We start from the raw sequence: 16,115 nt of genomic DNA, 5'->3' as shown, positions 1-16,115 counted from the left end.
TGAGGGTGCCCTCGGAATACGAATACTGTTAACGTTCTTCCCTCTCATCGTAATTGGGGACGAGGACGGACGCCCATCGCTGTCTACCGCGTGGACATCAGGGGTGAACGTCACACGACAGCCACGGTTGTCGAAACTCCGATCACAGCCCTACTTCGTTGAGACCAGCGAGAATGCGCGCGTGCGCAGGACACGCTCTCCGATCGACAGGCTTTCCTCACGCTTGACCACAAGAGAGTAAATAACCGCGATCAGCAGGACCACCCCTTTGATGACCTGTGCACGATCAGAACCAACTCCCAGCAGCAGAAGCCCATTGTTGAGCACCGCCATGACAATGGAGCCAAGTATGCCACCGACAATGGTTCCGCTACCGCCAGAGATCGCCACTCCCCCAATGAAAACGGCGGCGATAGCGTCCAGTTCCCAGAGGAATCCGTCCTGCGGTCCAGCTGCGGTCGCTCGGGAAGCGAAGACCATCCCAGCAAGAGCTGCAAGGAACCCCATATTTGTCATGACGAGGAATTGCACTCGGGTGATGTTGATGCCGGAAAGATGCGCAGCGACGGGGTTACCTCCAACGGCATACATGTGGCGTCCGAACTGTGTTCGCCCGGCTAGTAGGTGATAGACAATGGCTAGCGCCAGAACCACAAGAGCCGAAAGCGGGATCGTCGCTCCGCTGGCGCCTCGACCACACAGCCACACGATGACCCATACAGCCGCCAGTAGGAGAGCACCTCGGAGAATAGGGATCCACAGCGTTGTTTCTACGCCGCGTTTAAGGCTTCGGCGAAATCGCGCACGCTGATCAACGATGACGACCACGGACACAATGATCCCCAGGAGCACCGTCGCAGTGTCCAGTCCACACCACCGCCCGAGGTTGGGAAGTGATCCGGCACCAACGATCTGGAATTCCGCGGGTACCGGCGTGGAGAGTCCCTGGGATTCCCATTGAACGATCCCACGGAAAATCAACATTCCGGCGAGGGTAATGACGAAGCTCGGAACGGCAACCTTCGTCAGGAGGAGTCCTTGGATAGCGCCGATGATCACGCCAATAGCCACTCCGAATATCAGCCCCAACCACCAGGGAATCCCCGTATGCAGCATGGTGAGTGCAGTCGTCATAGAAACAAAGGCAGCAACAGAGCCAACGGACAGGTCGATCTGCCCGATGACAACAACCATGACCATTCCGATAGTCAGGATGAAGATGTGGGCATTCCCCGCGAAAAGGTTGTAGAGGTTCGAGGGCGAGAGCATACGTCCGCCAGTGACGATCTGAAACACGATCACGAGTACGAGGAGGACATTGCCGATGAGGTACGTCTGTCGATGCCGTCCCAGGCTGGTGTGGATCAGGCCCATAGCCGTGACATCTCCTTCGCTATTGTGTCGTCTCATTGTCACGCCGCTCGAATACGGCTCCGAAGGCGCACGCTCAGGCAACACCTCTGTTACCGAACTATGCCACCACCTCGTGCCCGTCGTCGGGCATCTTGACGGGTTCAGTCTAATGACTGATAAGGCTGATCTGGAACCTTCGCGCATTTTCGTCGAATAGTCGGCGAACAAGCTGATAGCTTTGTGCTGTGGTTGCGCACAATGGACGACTGGGCTCGCAGGCCTCCCTGCGTGAGGTCAATAGTGCCCGCGTCGCCGATGCGATCCGTCGATATGGCCGAATCACTCAGGTTGAATTGGCTGCGGCAACCGGTCTGTCCTCGGCCACGATTTCTAACATTGTCAAGCAGCTCGTTGAGCGCGGGGTCGCAACCACGGAGAACACGATTCGTTCGGGCCGGCGCGCCCAGTTGGTGTCTTTGCGCACTCAGTCGGGTTTGGGCATCGGTATTCATATTGCTCGCCGCGCGATGCACATTGAGATCGCAGATTCAGCATATTCGGTGACTGCACGAAAAATTCTTCCTCTTCCAGAGGAACATCGCATCGACACAACACTCTCCCGCGCGGCCATGCTCATTTCGGAATTGACCGAGGAGATCGGCGCGGACCTGTCGGACGTCATCGGCATCGGCTTGTGCGTCCCGGCCCCCGTAGATCCGGTGTCTCAGGAAATTTCTGTTCCTGGGTTCATGCGCGACTGGGAGGACACGGACATTCGTTCGCTGCTCATGAATCGTTTAGAGCGGCCAGTTTTGGTGGAGAACGACGCAAACGCGGGTGCCATCGGCGAGCTGCGCTACGGGAATCTGCGCGGCGTTGACAACGGGATTTATATTCGAGCGTCGTACCTGTGCGGCGCGGGAATGATTGTCAACGGCACGCTGCATCGGGGCCCCCACGGAACAGCGGGCGAGATCGGACATATCCAGGTCGATCCCCTGGGGCTCATCTGCCAGTGCGGTAACCGCGGGTGTCTCAACACTGTTGTTGGCGCGAATGCCCTGGTTGAGCTGCTACGAGTGTCACGCGGGCACCTGAGTCTGCGAGATGTTATTTCCTTAGCGAAAGACGGTGACCCGGGCTGTGTCCATCTGATGACGGACGCCGGCGCGATGATCGGTCAGGTCGCGGCGAACATTGCAACGTGGACAGATACGCAGCGCATTGTTGTGGGCGGAGAGTTAGCCGAGACCGGGGACATTCTCTTAGCCCCGATGGCTCAGGCAATTCGTTCACGCCCAATGCTCATGCGCGAACATATTGATGTACTCCAAACATCCCTGAACGGATCCGCGGAGGCAAAGGGCGCTCTGGCTTTAGCTCTCGATGAGTTCTCCGACCCGATTTCACAGAGTGTTGAAGACGCACAATGACTTGGGAGGCACCGCAATGAATACCCCTGCTCCCCTTTTGCAGATGTCGAACGTGACGAAGCGTTTCGGCGGGGTTGAGGCTCTCGCAGGCGTGGATCTGACGGTTAACGCTCGTGAGGTTGTCGCCCTCGTGGGTGACAATGCGGCGGGTAAGTCGACCCTGGCACGGATGATTTCGGGTGTTCACCAGCCCTCGTCGGGCATCATCCGCATCGAAGGCGAGCCCGTGGTTATTCCGACAACTCAGATTGCGATTGCTTTGGGCGTGGCAACGGTATTCCAGGAACTTGCCCTGTGCGACAACTTAGACGTGGTGTCGAATATCTTCCTTGGTCAAGAGCACACTCAGGGAGCTTTCCTTGACGAGGACGAAATGGCGTTGCGCGCCCGCGAATACTTGGATCAGTTGAACTCAAAGATCCCGGATGTCTCTGTTCCCCTGCGGTCGTTGTCGGCGGGGCAACGTCAGTGCGTTGCGATTGCACGAACCTTGGTGTCGAATCCTCGCCTGGTGGTATTGGACGAACCGACTGCTTCGCTGTCGGTCGGCCAGACCGCGGAGGTCCTTACTCACATTGAACGCCTACGCGACATGGGCCTGGGCGTGCTATTCATTTCGCATAATTTGACGGATGTCAAGGCGGTTTCGGATCGCGTGGAGGTCCTTCGCCACGGTCGTAACAACGGGTCTTTTGACGCTCAGGACGCGTCAATCGAAACGATTATTGCGGCAATTACAGGGGCCACACGGGTGCGCCGTTCGTCGTAGATTTTCGGCCTTTCACGAGGACGATGGGGCGCTACGGGTGGGGACGACGCGTGAGCCAAAAACGTCACAACGAATAGATTCACTGTGACGCGAAGGGCCAAAAATTGCCCGAAAATCGATGGTTTCAGCCAAAAACGTCACAACGAAAAGATTCACTGTGACGCAAACGACCTCAGAACGGCCAAAACCCCTGTTTCAGACCAAAAACGTCACAACGAATAGATTCACTGTGACGCAAACGACCACGCATGGCAGGGAGATCCGTCGAAGAGCAGGCTCTCCCATCACGGTCGTGGACACCAAGCCCTCACAGTCGTTGACACAAAGCCGTCACGGCCTGGACACACACAAGGGCGGTGGGGTGAAACTTCACGTTTCACCCCACCGCCCAAAGTCTCGGCTATTTCACAGTGGTGCCGATGAGTGCTGACAGCTTAAACGCTCACCAACCGATCGGTGGTCGTATCAGCAACTGTGCCGAGTGAGGCACAATCACCACAAGCGCTTAAACCATCTGCGATCAGGAGATGCTCACTTCGAGGCTTCCTCAACAAGCTTCGCACGGGTCGCGTCATCCTTGTAGATGTCCGCTGCGTTGTCTTTCGTGACGATCTGCGGGGTGAGCAGGAAAGACTTCACGGGGTTGCCTTCCTTGGATTCGTACTGCTTGTCATCCAGAGTTGCCCCGTCGATCTTCGGCTCGGATTCACCACCGGCCAGCGCAATGGCCAGCATGACCGTGCTCTTGACCAACGGACGAGTGTCCTTGAAGATCGTTGAGTACTGGCGTCCCTGAACAACCCAGGTCACCGACTCATCCTCGGAGTCCTGACCGGTAACAACCGGGATCGGCTTTCCGGCTTGCTCAACAGCGGTGATGATTGCACGACCCAGGGTGTCGTTCGGGGAGAGCACGCCGTCAGGAACGGCATCACCCTGGTATGTCGAGGTCAGCAGCGCCGCCATACGGTCCTGAGCGTTCTTCGGCAGCCAGCCCTGCGTTGCCACCTGCGTGAACTCACTCTGACCGGACTTGATCATGACGGTGCCATCATCAATCTTGGGCTGAAGCACATCCATCGCACCGTTGAAGAACTTCAGGGAGTTGGAATCGTCAGGCGAACCAGCGAAGACCTCGATATTCCACGGATGGTCTCCACCCTTTGCTTCAAGGCCCTCAAGCAGGGCCTTGCCCTGAAGCTGTCCAACACCGAAGTTGTCGTAGGCGATGTAGTAGTCCAGGTCCGTTGTGTTCGTCAGCAAACGGTCGTAGGCAATGACCGAGATACCCGCAGCCTTCGCGGCAGCCAGCTGCGTCCCCAGCTGCGAACCGTCAATCGCGCCGATCACGAGAACTTTCACACCGTTCTCAATCATTGCCGAGATTTGGTTCTGCTGCTCAGCAACACCGCCGTTGGCGAATTGGATCTGGCAGTCGACCTTCATCTCCTGACAGTTTTCCTTGAACATTTCCTCGGCCTCGACCCAGTTCTGCGAAGTCTTCTGCGGCATCGCGATACCGATAGAGACTCCCTCAGACGAACCCGATTGATCAGTTGCCCCCGAGTCTGCGGATTCATTGCTGCCACGAGCGCCGCAGGCACTCATGGTCAGAGCCATTGCGCCCGCAACGGTGAGGGCTGCAAGTGTCTTGAACGTTTTCATTGTGTCCTTCTTTGGTTGATTGTTCTGTCATGTGCCCGGATTGGACACTGTCAGGGATGTGGAACGGGTGTTCCGATCCGGCACAGCCGGGTGGTGGGACTTTCCATCGTCACGAAAGTTCCCACACTCGCTTCGTCACCACGCGTCAACGCGTTGCGCCAAGCGAAATTTTCACGATGATTGACGAGGACGAGGCCGACTTCGCATTCCGCATGATCCGAAGAAAACGGGAGGCGTTGTGACTGTCGTCGCGCGTGAAGAGGTGAGGCCGCGCTCGTCCTCGTCAATGAACATTCCCTCAAGCGGATGCCTGATCTGGGGATGCTGAGTCTTTTGCTTGCATGGCTTTTTGGTGGGAGCGGGCATTCATGAACGTCCCGATGATCGACCGTTTGCCCTGACGCTTGGAGTAGACGTCCAACGCAACGGCAATGAGGAGAACCAAGCCCTTAATCATCTGCGTCATATCCGAACCAACGCCCAGCAGCTGGAGGCCGTTATTGAGGAAAGCCATGACGAGAGCACCCACCATTGTTCCCCCGATCGTTCCGATACCACCGGAAACCGCAGCTCCACCGATGAACACGGCGGCGATGGCGTCAAGCTCCCACATATTGCCGTCAGCCGGACCTGATGCCGTTGAGCGACCGATGAACAACATGCCCGCGATTGCAGCGAGGAACGCGGAGTTGCAGATAACGAAGAAGTTTGTTTTGACAACCTTGACGCCCGTCAACTCGGCAGCCGCCTTGTTGCCACCGATCGCGTAAACCGACCGACCAAGAATCGTGCGTTCCGCGATGAAGGAATACACGAGCGCCAGCACGACGACGATGACACCCGGAACGGGGAAGGATGTTCCCTCACGGCCCGTGGCAAAGATCCACCCGAACCACACGATGACCAGGGAAATGACGCCCGAACGCAGCAGCGGAATCCACAGCGGGGTCTTCACTGCTCCTTCCTCGTTCTTCACCTTGTGGGAACGCAGTTCGCCACCAATGATTGCCACCGCGGCAAGGACCGCGAGGATCATTGTCGGCAGGTTGAAGGGGATGACGTCGGGAGCGATGTCAGGAAGGTAGCCTGCGCCCAGGTACTGGAAGACCTCGGGAACCGGAACCGTCAACGAATGACCAATGAACTGGTTCATCCCGCGGAAAAGCAACATGCCCGCGAGCGTGACGATGAAGGCGGGAATCCCCCACTTTGCCACCCAGAATCCCTGCCACGTTCCGATGAGAATACCGATGATCATTCCCAGGAGGATCGCCAGCCACGGCGACACGTTGTGGTCCCGCATGGCGATGGCAACGATGATGCCGACCGTTGCGGCAACCGACCCAACCGAGAGGTCGATATGGCCCGCGATAATGACCAGCACCATGCCGATCGCCAGGACCAGCACGTATGTGTTGCCCATGACCAGGTTCATGAGGTTCTGGGCCTGGAAAACTTTGCCGTCCGTCCTCCATTGGAAGAACAGGGCAATCGCAATGAGGGCTGCGATCATTCCGAATTGGCGGAAGTCACCGCCAAAGAGTTCTTTCAGATTGCGTTTCATAAGTATCAATGTCCTTGTAAGGCGTGGGATCTGGAAACCTAGGGAGCCGCCCCGGGTCAGCGCTTCGCTGAGGAAGTCATCAGGTGCATGAGGGATTCTTGATCTGCCTGGGCGGTGGGGAGCTCACCCGTCACTTCGCCCTCGAAGATCGTGTAGATACGGTCGGTGATGCCCAGAAGTTCGGGAAGCTCCGACGAGATGACGATGACGGCCTTGCCGCTGCGGGCCAGCGCGTCAATAAAGGTGTAAATCTCGTACTTCGCTCCGACGTCAATGCCGCGTGTCGGTTCGTCAAGGATGAGGACTTCAGGATCGGTGAACATCCATTTGGCCAGGACGACTTTCTGTTGGTTACCGCCCGAAAGCGTGCCAACACCCGTCAGCACTGACGGGGCTTTGATTCTCAGGTCGGTGCGGTACTGTTCGGCGACTTTGAGTCCTTCGTGGATGTTGAGCACTCCACCGTGGGTGATCTTTTGCGGCTTCGCCGACACGATCGATTGGTGAATCTGGTCGAGCAGGTTCAGGCCAAGCATCTTCCGGTCTTCGGAGAGGTACGCAATCCCCTGACTAATGGCCTCGGGGACGCTGCCCGCGTTGACGTCCTGACCGTCGATGGTCAGACGTCCCGATTCCCATACTCCGTAGGAACGGCCAAACACTGAGCGGGCCAGTTCGGTGCGTCCCGCCCCCATGAGGCCGGCCAGACCAACGACTTCGCCGGCCCGAACCGTGATGTTGGCGCCCTTGCACACCCACCGTTCGGTGTTGACCGGGTGGCGAACCCACCAATCGTGGATCTCAAATTTCACATCGCCGATCTCCGGGTGACGATCCGGGAAGCGGTGATCGAGCGAGCGACCAACCATCAGGCGGATGATCTCGTCCTGGTCGATGGTTCCCTTCTCATGATCCAACCAGCCAACGGTTTTCCCATCGCGGATCACGGTGACGGCATCGGCAATTTGTTCGATCTCGTCGAGCTTATGGGAAATGATCACCTGGGCAACCCCGCGTTCGCGCTGCTTGCGCATGAGATTGAGCAGGTGGGCAGACTCTTCTTCGTTGAGCGCTGATGTCGGTTCGTCGAGGATCAAGAGCTTGACGTCTTTCGCCAAGGCCTTCGCGATTTCCACGAGCTGCTGTTTGCCAACGCCGATGTCTTTGATCAGAGTGTCGGGGTCTTCGTCCAGTCCGACTTCCGCCATGAACTTGCGTGCCAGCTTGCGGGTTTCATGCCAATTGATCGCCCCGCGACGAGTGATCTCGTTTCCCATGAACATGTTTTCCGCAATCGACAATTGCGGAATCAGGGCAAGCTCCTGGTGAATGATGACGATGCCCAGTTTTTCTGAGTCGCGAATGGAAGAGAACTGCACTTCCTCGCCGTCGAAGAGGATTGTGCCCGAATAGGTTCCGTGGGGGTGAACTCCCGAGAGCACCTTCATGAGTGTGGACTTGCCGGCGCCGTTCTCTCCGCAGATCGCGTGAATTTCCTCGGCGCGAACGTCAAGATTCACATCGTCGAGTGCAACGACACCGGGGAATACTTTGGTGATATTCCGCATCTCAAGAACGCGGCGTTCATTTCTTAGAGTTGCCATAGGTTCTCCGTCGAACAGTTGTGACGGCGCGTCTGCGCCACCCCTTATGGGTGACAGTGTTCACCACTTTTCGGGGCGTTCGCGACCATTTGAGGCAAAACTCTACGCTTTGTAATCAAATTGTTATCTTGAGTTTAAGACTTAAATCCAATGGGGAAGGCACCTCTGTCCCGCAGTAACTGCACGTCAAAACGGCAGTCACATCCTCAACAACACCACCGTTTCTGTCCCCCGCTCATCATCGCCGAACATGTGCCGAGGACAAAGGAAACCCCCGTGCCACAGATCTGGCACGGGGGCGTCCTCGTCAATGAAACTCCGCCAAAGGGAACAGACAGCAGGCTAACCAACCATCTCCATGATCAACTCGCGGACTCGGGCAGCATCAGCCTGGCCGCGCGTCGCCTTCATCACCGCACCCACAAGGGCTCCAGCGGCCTGGACCTTGCCTCCCTGAATTTTTGCCACAATATCCGGGTTGGCATCCACGGCCTCGCGAACAGCAGCTGTGAGAGCGCCGTCGTCGGAGACAACCTCAAGACCACGAGCCTCAACAACCTCAGTGGGGCTTCCCTCGCCGGCAAGTACTCCTTCGAGGGCCTGGCGCGCCAGCTTATCGTTGATACGCCCCGCCTCGATCAGGCCCTCAAGCTCAGCGACCTGCTGAGGTGTCACCGGCATATCTTCGAGCGCACACTCACGTTCTTTCGCGCGACGCGACAACTCACCCATCCACCACTTACGCGCCGCAGCGGGCGAGGCCCCCGCGGCAACGGTGTCTTCAATAATCTCCAGGGCACCCGCGTTGATGACATCACGCATTTCCATGTCGGCGAAACCCCACTCCTGACGCAAGCGCCGACGCTTGGCAACGGGAAGTTCCGGCAGGCTGGCACGCAGCTCCTCCACCCACTCGCGAGCGGGAGCCACAGGAACAAGGTCTGGTTCAGGGAAGTAACGGTAGTCCTCAGCGTCCGACTTCTCACGACCCGAGGACGTCGACCCATCCTCCTCGTGGAAATGACGGGTCTCCTGAATGATCGTCCCACCCGCATCAAGAATCGCTGCCTGGCGTTGCATCTCGAAACGCACCGCCGAGGCGATCCCACGGAATGAATTGACGTTCTTTGTTTCGGTACGCGTCCCCAACGGGGCCTTGGGATCAGGACGCAACGACACATTGATATCGGCACGGACGTTTCCACGCTCCATGCGGGCCTCCGAGACACCAAGCGCACGGAAAATATCCCTCAGCGTCTGCACATACGCGGCCGCAACCTCGGGAGCGCGCTCCCCCGCGCCCTCGATCGGACGAGTGACGATCTCAACCAAAGGCACACCCGCACGGTTGTAATCAACCAGCGAATACTCCGCTCCCTGGATACGACCATCAGCGCCACCGACGTGGGTGTTCTTCCCCGCGTCCTCTTCCATGTGTGCACGCTCGATCTCCACACGGAACACCGTGCCGTCCTCAAGCTCAACATCCACCCAGCCGTCGTGAGCAATTGGTTCATCCGACTGCGAGGTCTGGAAGGCTTTCGTCAGGTCCGGATAAAAGTAGTTCTTCCGAGCGAAACGACACGACTGAGCAATCGTGCAGTTAAGGGCTAAACCAATTTTGATCGCATACTCAACGGCCCTGTGGTTAACCACCGGAAGAGATCCGGGAAGACCGAGGGACACCGGCGTGACATAGGTGTTCGGGTCGCCGCCAAATGCGTTTGGGGCCGCATCAAACATCTTCGTCTTCGTTCCCAGCTCGACATGAACCTCAATACCGAGGACGGGATCAAATTTCTTCGCGGCCAGCTCGTAATCCATGAGTTCTGACATCACTTCTCCTCCTGAACCTCGCCAGCCTGCGCCGACTTCTCGTCCCACTGCGCGGCCGGGCACTGCGACACCACATCGTCGCTGAGTGTCTCGACCAACTGAGCGACCTCGTACATCCGCTGATCCCCGTGGGCCGGAGCAATGATCTGGAAGCCCACCGGCAGCCCCTCATCCGACACGGCATTAGGAACGCTCATCGCGGGAACACCCGCGAGGTTCGCTGGAATCGTCGCGATGTCGTTCAAGTACATCGCCATCGGGTCGTCAATCTTGTCACCGAACTTAAAGGCGGTCGTCGGAGCCGTCGGCGACACCAACACGTCAACATTCTCAAACACCCGCGCGAAATCACGCTGAATGAGGGTGCGGACCTTCTGGGCTGATCCGTAATACGCATCAAAGAACCCGGCGGAGAGGACGTGTGTTCCCAAGATAATGCGGCGCTTGACTTCGTCGCCGAACCCAGCCTCACGGGTGGCAGCCATGACTCGTTGCGCCGTCACCGGCCCCTGCGTTGGTTCCACGCGGATGCCGTAACGGATCCCGTCGAAGCGAGCAAGGTTGGAAGAAACCTCCGCCGGCATGATGAGGTAATAGGCCGCGAGCGCGTAGTCGAAGCTCGGGCACGACACCTCAACGATGTCAGCTCCGGCATCACGTAGCTTCTCCACTGTTTCGTTGAACGCCGTAAGAACATCGGGGGCGTAACCCTCACCCGACAATTCCTTGACGACTCCAACCCGCAGTCCCTCAATTGCGCCCTTTTCAGCAACTACGCGAGCTGCCTCGACAAGCGGGGGAACCGGCTCGTTCAGAGACGTCGAATCCGCGGGATCGTGCCCACCGATGAGTTCCGTCAAAGCAGCGGCATCAGCAACCGTGCGAGTCACCGGACCGATCTGATCGAGGGAGGAAGCCATCGCCACCAGGCCGTAGCGCGAAACCGCACCGTAGGTCGGTTTGGCTCCGACGGTTCCCGTGACTGACCCAGGCTGACGAATCGACCCACCCGTGTCCGACCCCAAAGCCAGAGGCACCATGAACGCGGCCACGGCCGCGGCTGAACCGCCACCGGACCCACCCGGGATCCGGGCTGTGTCCCACGGGTTCAGCGTTGGACCGAAAGCTGAATGTTCGGTCGATGATCCCATCGCAAACTCATCCATGTTGGTCTTGCCAACAATCGGCAGACCCGCCTGGCGGATTTTCACCGTGATCGTCGCATCGTAAGGGGGCAGCCATCCCTGAAGAATTTTCGAGGCGCACGTCGTTGGCATCCCCCGGACCACCATGTTGTCTTTGAGTGCGATCGGCACACCGGCCAGCCGGTGGAGTTTCTCCCCCGCAGCTCGGCGCGCATCCACGTCCGCGGCAGTTGCCAGCGCACCCTCACGGTCAACATGAAGGAAAGCGTTAATCTTCGGGTTGAGTGCCTCAATGCGATCTAAGCAGGCCTGAGTGAGTTCCACGCTGGTGATCGTTCCTGCGGCCAGGAGATCCGCCAGTTCCAGCGCGCTCTTCGTGAGTATGTCCTTCATCAGTCCTCCCCAAGGATCTGCGGAACAAGGAACATTCCGTCTTGCGATTCCGGTGCCTGAGCAAGCACTTCGTCGCGGTCCACTGTTTCCCCGACCTCGTCCTCGCGCCACACATTCGTTAACGGAATCGGATGGGATGTTGCCGGAACATCCGGGGTGGCGACCTCGGACACCTTGGCAACGGACGTCGTGATGACGTCAAGTTCCCCGGCAAAGCGTTCGATCTCTTCTGGAGTCAATGCGATGTGGGCCAGCCCCGCGACGCGGGCGACCTCTTCGGTACTGATTCGTGACATGATCCGAATCCTACCCGGCTCCGCTTCGTCGTTCGTCCTCGGACACCAAGTGATCCCACATTTTCATCGCACCTTCCCCCGCTGTGGAGCGCCCAGTGCTCACGAGCGTTGCGCCACCGGCAGGTCCGGAGATTGACGAGGGCGACGCCGTCCCCGTCAATCAGAAAAACCCGCTACCCTACAACTATGCAGATTCGGCACCACAGAATTTTGAGCGACTCGACGTGGAAGACACTCAAACGCGTGGGGCTGACAGTTGCCACAGCCCAAACGGCAGCGCTCATTGCCGTCCACGCGATTGATAGGGTGCGAAAGAAACGTATCCCCGGTGGTCGCCGCGGGTTTCCCACACTTGATCCCGCTGACACAACGATCGGTGGAACCACGGCTCGTACATACACTGAAGGACATTCCCTCTACGCAGACATGCTTGATGCCATTAACTGCGCCGAGGATCATATTTACTTCGAGACTTTTATCTGGCGTTCGGACACATGGGGACAAAAATTCAAGGACGCCCTCATCGCGGCAGCCAGGCGCGGGGTCAATGTCTACTGCGTGTGGGATGGATTCGGAGTCCTCAACCAGGACCCGAAGTTTTACCAATTCCCCCCGCTGCCTAACCTCCACACCCGCGCATTCCCTGCGATCCGCTCGGGCCTGTTCACCTTGAACATCCGCAAAACTGGGCAAGATCACCGCAAAATTCTCACCGTTGATGGACACACCGGATTCGTCGGAGGCTACAACATCGGCAATGCCTTTGCCGACGAATGGCGTGACACTCACGTGAGAATCACCGGTGACGCCGTCTGGGAACTAGAAAACGGATTTTCGGATTTCTGGAATATCTTCCGCCCCAAGAACGCACCCGAACTTCCCGACTTGGGCGCACGCAAATGGTCATCAAAGATCACGGCGCTATTTAACCTGCCTGAACGCTTGCTGTACCCGATCCGCGGCATGTACATCGATGCGATGGAAAGAGCAACCGACCATATCCTCATCACGACGGCGTATTTCATTCCCGACCGGGAGATCCTCGCTTCTCTTAAGTCAGCGGCGCGGCGCGGCGTCACCGTGAAGGTCCTCATTCCCGAGTACTCCAATCACATCCTCGCCGACTGGTGTGCTCGCCCCTACTTTGGGGAGCTCCTGCGCGAAGGGATCGAAATCTGGCTGTATCAGCACGCAATGGTGCACTCGAAAACGATGACGGTTGACGGAAAGTGGTCAACGATTGGCACTGCGAACCTCGATCCCTTGTCGATGCGCGGAAACTACGAGGTCAACATGCAGTTCCACTCCATAGAGCTTGCTGAGCGAATGGAAGAGATCTTCACCAATGACCTGACAACCGCCCGGCAACTGACGATCCGAGAGTGGGAGAACCGACATATGCTCACGCGTATCGGCGAAGTCCTGCTCCACCCCTTTGAGGTCATCGTCTAGGACATCACCGATCGTCACTAGCGCCGGATCTTTCCCCCACTGCGGCCCATCGCCTCAGTCGTTGGGAACATCCAAACCGAGAGCCGCCAGGCCACCGTCAAGAAGATCACCAAAACGCGTCTCGTCAACCACGGGCACACCCAGCGCCTCAGCTTTGGATGCCTTGGAGCCCGCGCCGGGGCCCGCGACAACGACCGTTGTTTTCTTCGACACGGACGACGTTGCTTTACCACCGCGCTCAACGATGGCTTGCTTTGCTCCCTCACGGTCGTAACCCGGCATCGCTCCCGACACAACAATCGTTAGCCCTTCGAGGGTTTTCTCGACGCTCTCCCCCTGTTCATCGGCCATGCGCACCCCTGCCGCACTCCAACGGTCAACAATCTGGCGATGCCAATCAACACCGAACCAGTCGACAACGGATTGAGCGATTTCAAGACCCACGCCGTCAATCTGCGTCAGATCCTCAACACTGGCCGCGCGAAGAGCATCCATCGTTGGGTATGCCCGGCTCAAAGGACGCGCAATCACTGGACCGACGTGGCGGATGGACAGCGCAACGAGGACGCGGGCAAGAGGTTGCGACTTTGCTCTGTCCAACTCGCTGAGCATCTCTGTGAGCAACTTTGATGGCACGGACTCCTGGGGTTCAATAACTGACTGTCCACGGACGGTTTTCGTCTTGAACGGCTTCGTCCAGAAGTAGCGGGCCTGCATCCAGTCGCCCGTGGCTTGCCCTTTGACTTTGACTTCGCGCCACACGAGGACGTCCTTGACGTCCTCGGCTCTGAGGTCAAACACCTCCGCTTCCGAGGTCACAACCGGCTCCTGGGCCTTAGGGAGCAAAGCCTCCGCTGCCTCGAGCTGCTGGCGATGTTCCAGGTCATGTCCTTGAGGCATCGAGATGACTGTTCCGTCCTCCAGGAACACGCTGCGACCGGCAACGAGCGCCGATGCCACATCCTCGCGGTGAAGTTCCGGCTGAGTCAGCGCAAGCGCGGCCTCGTCCCCTAATCCCTCAATGTCAAGGGCCTGACGTGCCCCAATATGCGCGATCCGTTCAGTGAGCTGGGCAGGACAGCCCGCTTTATTCGGACACCGCAGGTCGATATCCCCGTCCTTTTCTGCGGCAAGAGGTGCCCCGCAAGACGGGCAGAGAGTGGGCATAACAAACGGACGCTCCGAACCATCGCGCGCCGACTCCACCGGCGCAACGATCTCCGGAATCACGTCACCGGCTTTACGCAAAACAACAAGGTCACCGATGAGAACACCCTTTCGGGTGACTTCCTGGGCGTTATGCAGGGTTGCGCGAGACACGACGGATCCGGCAACGAGGATGGGCTCCATGACACCGAACGGGGTGACACGTCCGGTGCGCCCAACTTGGACACGAATGTCAAGCAGTCGAGTGTTGACTTCCTCGGGTGGGAACTTATAGGCCACCGCCCACCGCGGAACCCGCGATGTGGTTCCCAGGCTGCGCTGCACGGCCACGTCGTCAACCTTGACGACAACGCCATCGATCTCGTGAACGAGGGAATGTCGTTGCTGTCCGATCTCCTCGATCCGCCGGGTGACCGCATCAATCCCCGTGAGCAACTGAGTGTAGGGGGACACCGCCATGCCCCATTCCTTCAGCTGGAGATACCACCCGTGCTGAGTCGTTGGCGCAACGAAGCCGCCGTCTCCCGGGTCAACGAAACCAACGCCGTGAGCGATCATCGACAGCGGACGGCGAGCTGTTTCCTCCGGGTTCTTCTGTCTGAGGGACCCCGCTGCCGCGTTACGCGCGTTGACGAAGGTTTTTTCTTTCGCCGCCACACGTGACTCATTGAATGCGGCGAACTCCGCTACTGGGAAATACACTTCACCGCGGATCTCAACTTCATGAGGCACGACGTCGCCTTTGAGTGTGTGCGGAATTGCCCCGATGGTGGAGACATTCGCCGTGACGTCCTCGCCAACGTGGCCGTCCCCACGAGTTGCCGCCCGGGTGAGGACACCGTCAACGTAGAGCAGATTGACCGCGAGCCCGTCAATTTTCACCTCCGTGGTCATCGGCAGGTTAGGGCTTCCCGTGTCCGCGGCAACGCGCATCATCCATTCATTGAGTTCCTCGAGGGTGAAGACATCTTCAAGGCTGGTCATCTGTTGACGATGGGTGACTGGCTCGAATGCCGAGCTTGGAGCACCACCGACGCTTGTTGTGGGAGAGTCTTGTCCCGACAGCTGCGGATATGCGCGTTCGAGGTCTTCAAGTTCACGAAAGAGCTGATCGTAATGGGCATCAGCGATCGTGGGGGCGTCATGTTCGTAGTAGGCCTCTCGGGCACCTTCGATGACTGCCACGAGTTCATCGTGGCGGATTCGCGCGGCTGAAAAGTCCTCCGGGATGGTCGAGGACGAGTTCGCTTCGCCAGCAGCTGCTTGCGATGCTGTGGGAGATGATGCCTGTGCGGATGACGACGCGGACTGGGGCCTGACGACGGGCGCGGCATGGTGTGGTGCGCCCACGGCTTCTGCTTCGCTCATGCATTCATTCTTCCATTGCTCTGCACCTGACTCCTCCCGAAAGCACCCGCCTGTGCAAAAGTCATCTCAG

12 protein-coding genes are annotated in these 16,115 nt (G+C 58.3%); 4 read left to right on the top strand and 8 right to left on the bottom strand.

Annotated elements, in window-relative coordinates:
* Window positions 1-150 precede the first annotated feature (150 nt).
* The gene (locus G7Y41_RS02970; RefSeq protein WP_165316412.1) at window positions 151-1,410 is read right to left on the bottom strand and encodes a sugar ABC transporter permease; all 1,260 of its coding nucleotides are present in this window, start codon (window positions 1,408-1,410) and stop codon (window positions 151-153) included.
* Window positions 1,411-1,598: 188 nt separating this feature from the next.
* Here G7Y41_RS02970 and G7Y41_RS02965 point away from each other — a divergent pair, with 188 nt between their 5' ends.
* Entirely contained in the window at window positions 1,599-2,786 is a 1,188-nt protein-coding gene (locus G7Y41_RS02965; RefSeq protein ID WP_165218565.1) for an ROK family transcriptional regulator, read from the top strand.
* A 16-nt stretch (window positions 2,787-2,802) separates the two neighbouring features.
* The gene (locus tag G7Y41_RS02960) at window positions 2,803-3,555 is read left to right on the top strand and encodes an ATP-binding cassette domain-containing protein (protein WP_165218566.1); all 753 of its coding nucleotides are present in this window, start codon (window positions 2,803-2,805) and stop codon (window positions 3,553-3,555) included.
* Window positions 3,556-4,086: 531 nt separating this feature from the next.
* Here G7Y41_RS02960 and G7Y41_RS02955 read toward each other — a convergent pair.
* Window positions 4,087-5,220 carry a substrate-binding domain-containing protein gene (locus G7Y41_RS02955; protein WP_165218567.1) on the bottom strand — a complete coding sequence of 378 codons (1,134 nt, stop codon included), beginning with the start codon at window positions 5,218-5,220 and terminating at the stop codon, window positions 4,087-4,089.
* 56 nt (window positions 5,221-5,276) lie between these two features.
* Between G7Y41_RS02955 and G7Y41_RS02950 the strand changes: the two genes are divergently transcribed.
* Window positions 5,277-5,462 carry a hypothetical protein gene (locus G7Y41_RS02950; protein WP_165316411.1) on the top strand — a complete coding sequence of 62 codons (186 nt, stop codon included), beginning with the start codon at window positions 5,277-5,279 and terminating at the stop codon, window positions 5,460-5,462.
* A gap of 56 nt (window positions 5,463-5,518) precedes the next feature.
* Here G7Y41_RS02950 and G7Y41_RS02945 read toward each other — a convergent pair whose 3' ends face one another.
* From G7Y41_RS02945 to gatC, 5 genes are all read right to left on the bottom strand, one after another.
* On the bottom strand, window positions 5,519-6,784 hold the full coding sequence (locus G7Y41_RS02945; protein WP_165218569.1) for an ABC transporter permease subunit: 1,266 nt from the start codon (window positions 6,782-6,784) through the stop codon (window positions 5,519-5,521).
* Between the two features lie 56 nt (window positions 6,785-6,840).
* Window positions 6,841-8,388: an ATP-binding cassette domain-containing protein gene (locus tag G7Y41_RS02940; protein ID WP_165218570.1), complete on the bottom strand. Its 1,548-nt coding sequence runs from the start codon at window positions 8,386-8,388 to the stop codon at window positions 6,841-6,843.
* Between the two features lie 342 nt (window positions 8,389-8,730).
* Window positions 8,731-10,224 (bottom strand): Asp-tRNA(Asn)/Glu-tRNA(Gln) amidotransferase subunit GatB, encoded by a 1,494-nt coding sequence (gene gatB, locus G7Y41_RS02935; protein WP_165316410.1) that lies wholly within the window; start codon window positions 10,222-10,224, stop codon window positions 8,731-8,733.
* A complete protein-coding gene (gene gatA, locus G7Y41_RS02930; protein ID WP_165316409.1) occupies window positions 10,224-11,762 on the bottom strand; it encodes an Asp-tRNA(Asn)/Glu-tRNA(Gln) amidotransferase subunit GatA in 1,539 nt (512 codons plus the stop codon). The genes gatB and gatA overlap by 1 nt, the downstream gene beginning before the upstream one ends.
* The gene (gatC, locus tag G7Y41_RS02925; RefSeq protein ID WP_165218574.1) at window positions 11,762-12,058 is read right to left on the bottom strand and encodes an Asp-tRNA(Asn)/Glu-tRNA(Gln) amidotransferase subunit GatC; all 297 of its coding nucleotides are present in this window, start codon (window positions 12,056-12,058) and stop codon (window positions 11,762-11,764) included. Before gatC ends, gatA begins: the two co-directional genes overlap by 1 nt.
* Before the next feature lie 186 nt (window positions 12,059-12,244).
* Between gatC and G7Y41_RS02920 the strand changes: the two genes are divergently transcribed.
* The gene (locus tag G7Y41_RS02920; RefSeq protein ID WP_165316408.1) at window positions 12,245-13,510 is read left to right on the top strand and encodes a phospholipase D-like domain-containing protein; all 1,266 of its coding nucleotides are present in this window, start codon (window positions 12,245-12,247) and stop codon (window positions 13,508-13,510) included.
* A 54-nt stretch (window positions 13,511-13,564) separates the two neighbouring features.
* Here G7Y41_RS02920 and ligA read toward each other — a convergent pair whose 3' ends face one another.
* The gene (gene ligA, locus G7Y41_RS02915) at window positions 13,565-16,045 is read right to left on the bottom strand and encodes an NAD-dependent DNA ligase LigA (protein ID WP_165316407.1); all 2,481 of its coding nucleotides are present in this window, start codon (window positions 16,043-16,045) and stop codon (window positions 13,565-13,567) included.
* Window positions 16,046-16,115 lie beyond the last annotated feature (70 nt).

Source organism: Schaalia sp. ZJ405, from assembly GCF_011038885.2.
Lineage (GTDB): Bacteria > Actinomycetota > Actinomycetes > Actinomycetales > Actinomycetaceae > Pauljensenia.
Note: the sequence above shows the minus strand (reverse complement) of the source record. Positions and strands in the feature narration are given on the sequence as shown.

What these genes read in the sequence shown, in the direction of transcription:
- G7Y41_RS02970 (WP_165316412.1), bottom strand. Translation starts at nt 1,410, where the DNA reads ATGAGACGACACAATAGCGAAGGAGATGTCACGGCTATGGGCCTGATC.
- G7Y41_RS02960 (WP_165218566.1), top strand. Translation starts at nt 2,803, where the DNA reads ATGAATACCCCTGCTCCCCTTTTGCAGATGTCGAACGTGACGAAGCGT.
- G7Y41_RS02955 (WP_165218567.1), bottom strand. Translation starts at nt 5,220, where the DNA reads ATGAAAACGTTCAAGACACTTGCAGCCCTCACCGTTGCGGGCGCAATG.
- G7Y41_RS02950 (WP_165316411.1), top strand. Translation starts at nt 5,277, where the DNA reads ATGTGGAACGGGTGTTCCGATCCGGCACAGCCGGGTGGTGGGACTTTC.
- G7Y41_RS02945 (WP_165218569.1), bottom strand. Translation starts at nt 6,784, where the DNA reads ATGAAACGCAATCTGAAAGAACTCTTTGGCGGTGACTTCCGCCAATTC.
- G7Y41_RS02940 (WP_165218570.1), bottom strand. Translation starts at nt 8,388, where the DNA reads ATGGCAACTCTAAGAAATGAACGCCGCGTTCTTGAGATGCGGAATATC.
- gatB (WP_165316410.1), bottom strand. Translation starts at nt 10,224, where the DNA reads ATGTCAGAACTCATGGATTACGAGCTGGCCGCGAAGAAATTTGATCCC.
- gatA (WP_165316409.1), bottom strand. Translation starts at nt 11,762, where the DNA reads ATGAAGGACATACTCACGAAGAGCGCGCTGGAACTGGCGGATCTCCTG.
- gatC (WP_165218574.1), bottom strand. Translation starts at nt 12,058, where the DNA reads ATGTCACGAATCAGTACCGAAGAGGTCGCCCGCGTCGCGGGGCTGGCC.
- G7Y41_RS02920 (WP_165316408.1), top strand. Translation starts at nt 12,245, where the DNA reads ATGCAGATTCGGCACCACAGAATTTTGAGCGACTCGACGTGGAAGACA.
- ligA (WP_165316407.1), bottom strand. Translation starts at nt 16,045, where the DNA reads ATGAGCGAAGCAGAAGCCGTGGGCGCACCACACCATGCCGCGCCCGTC.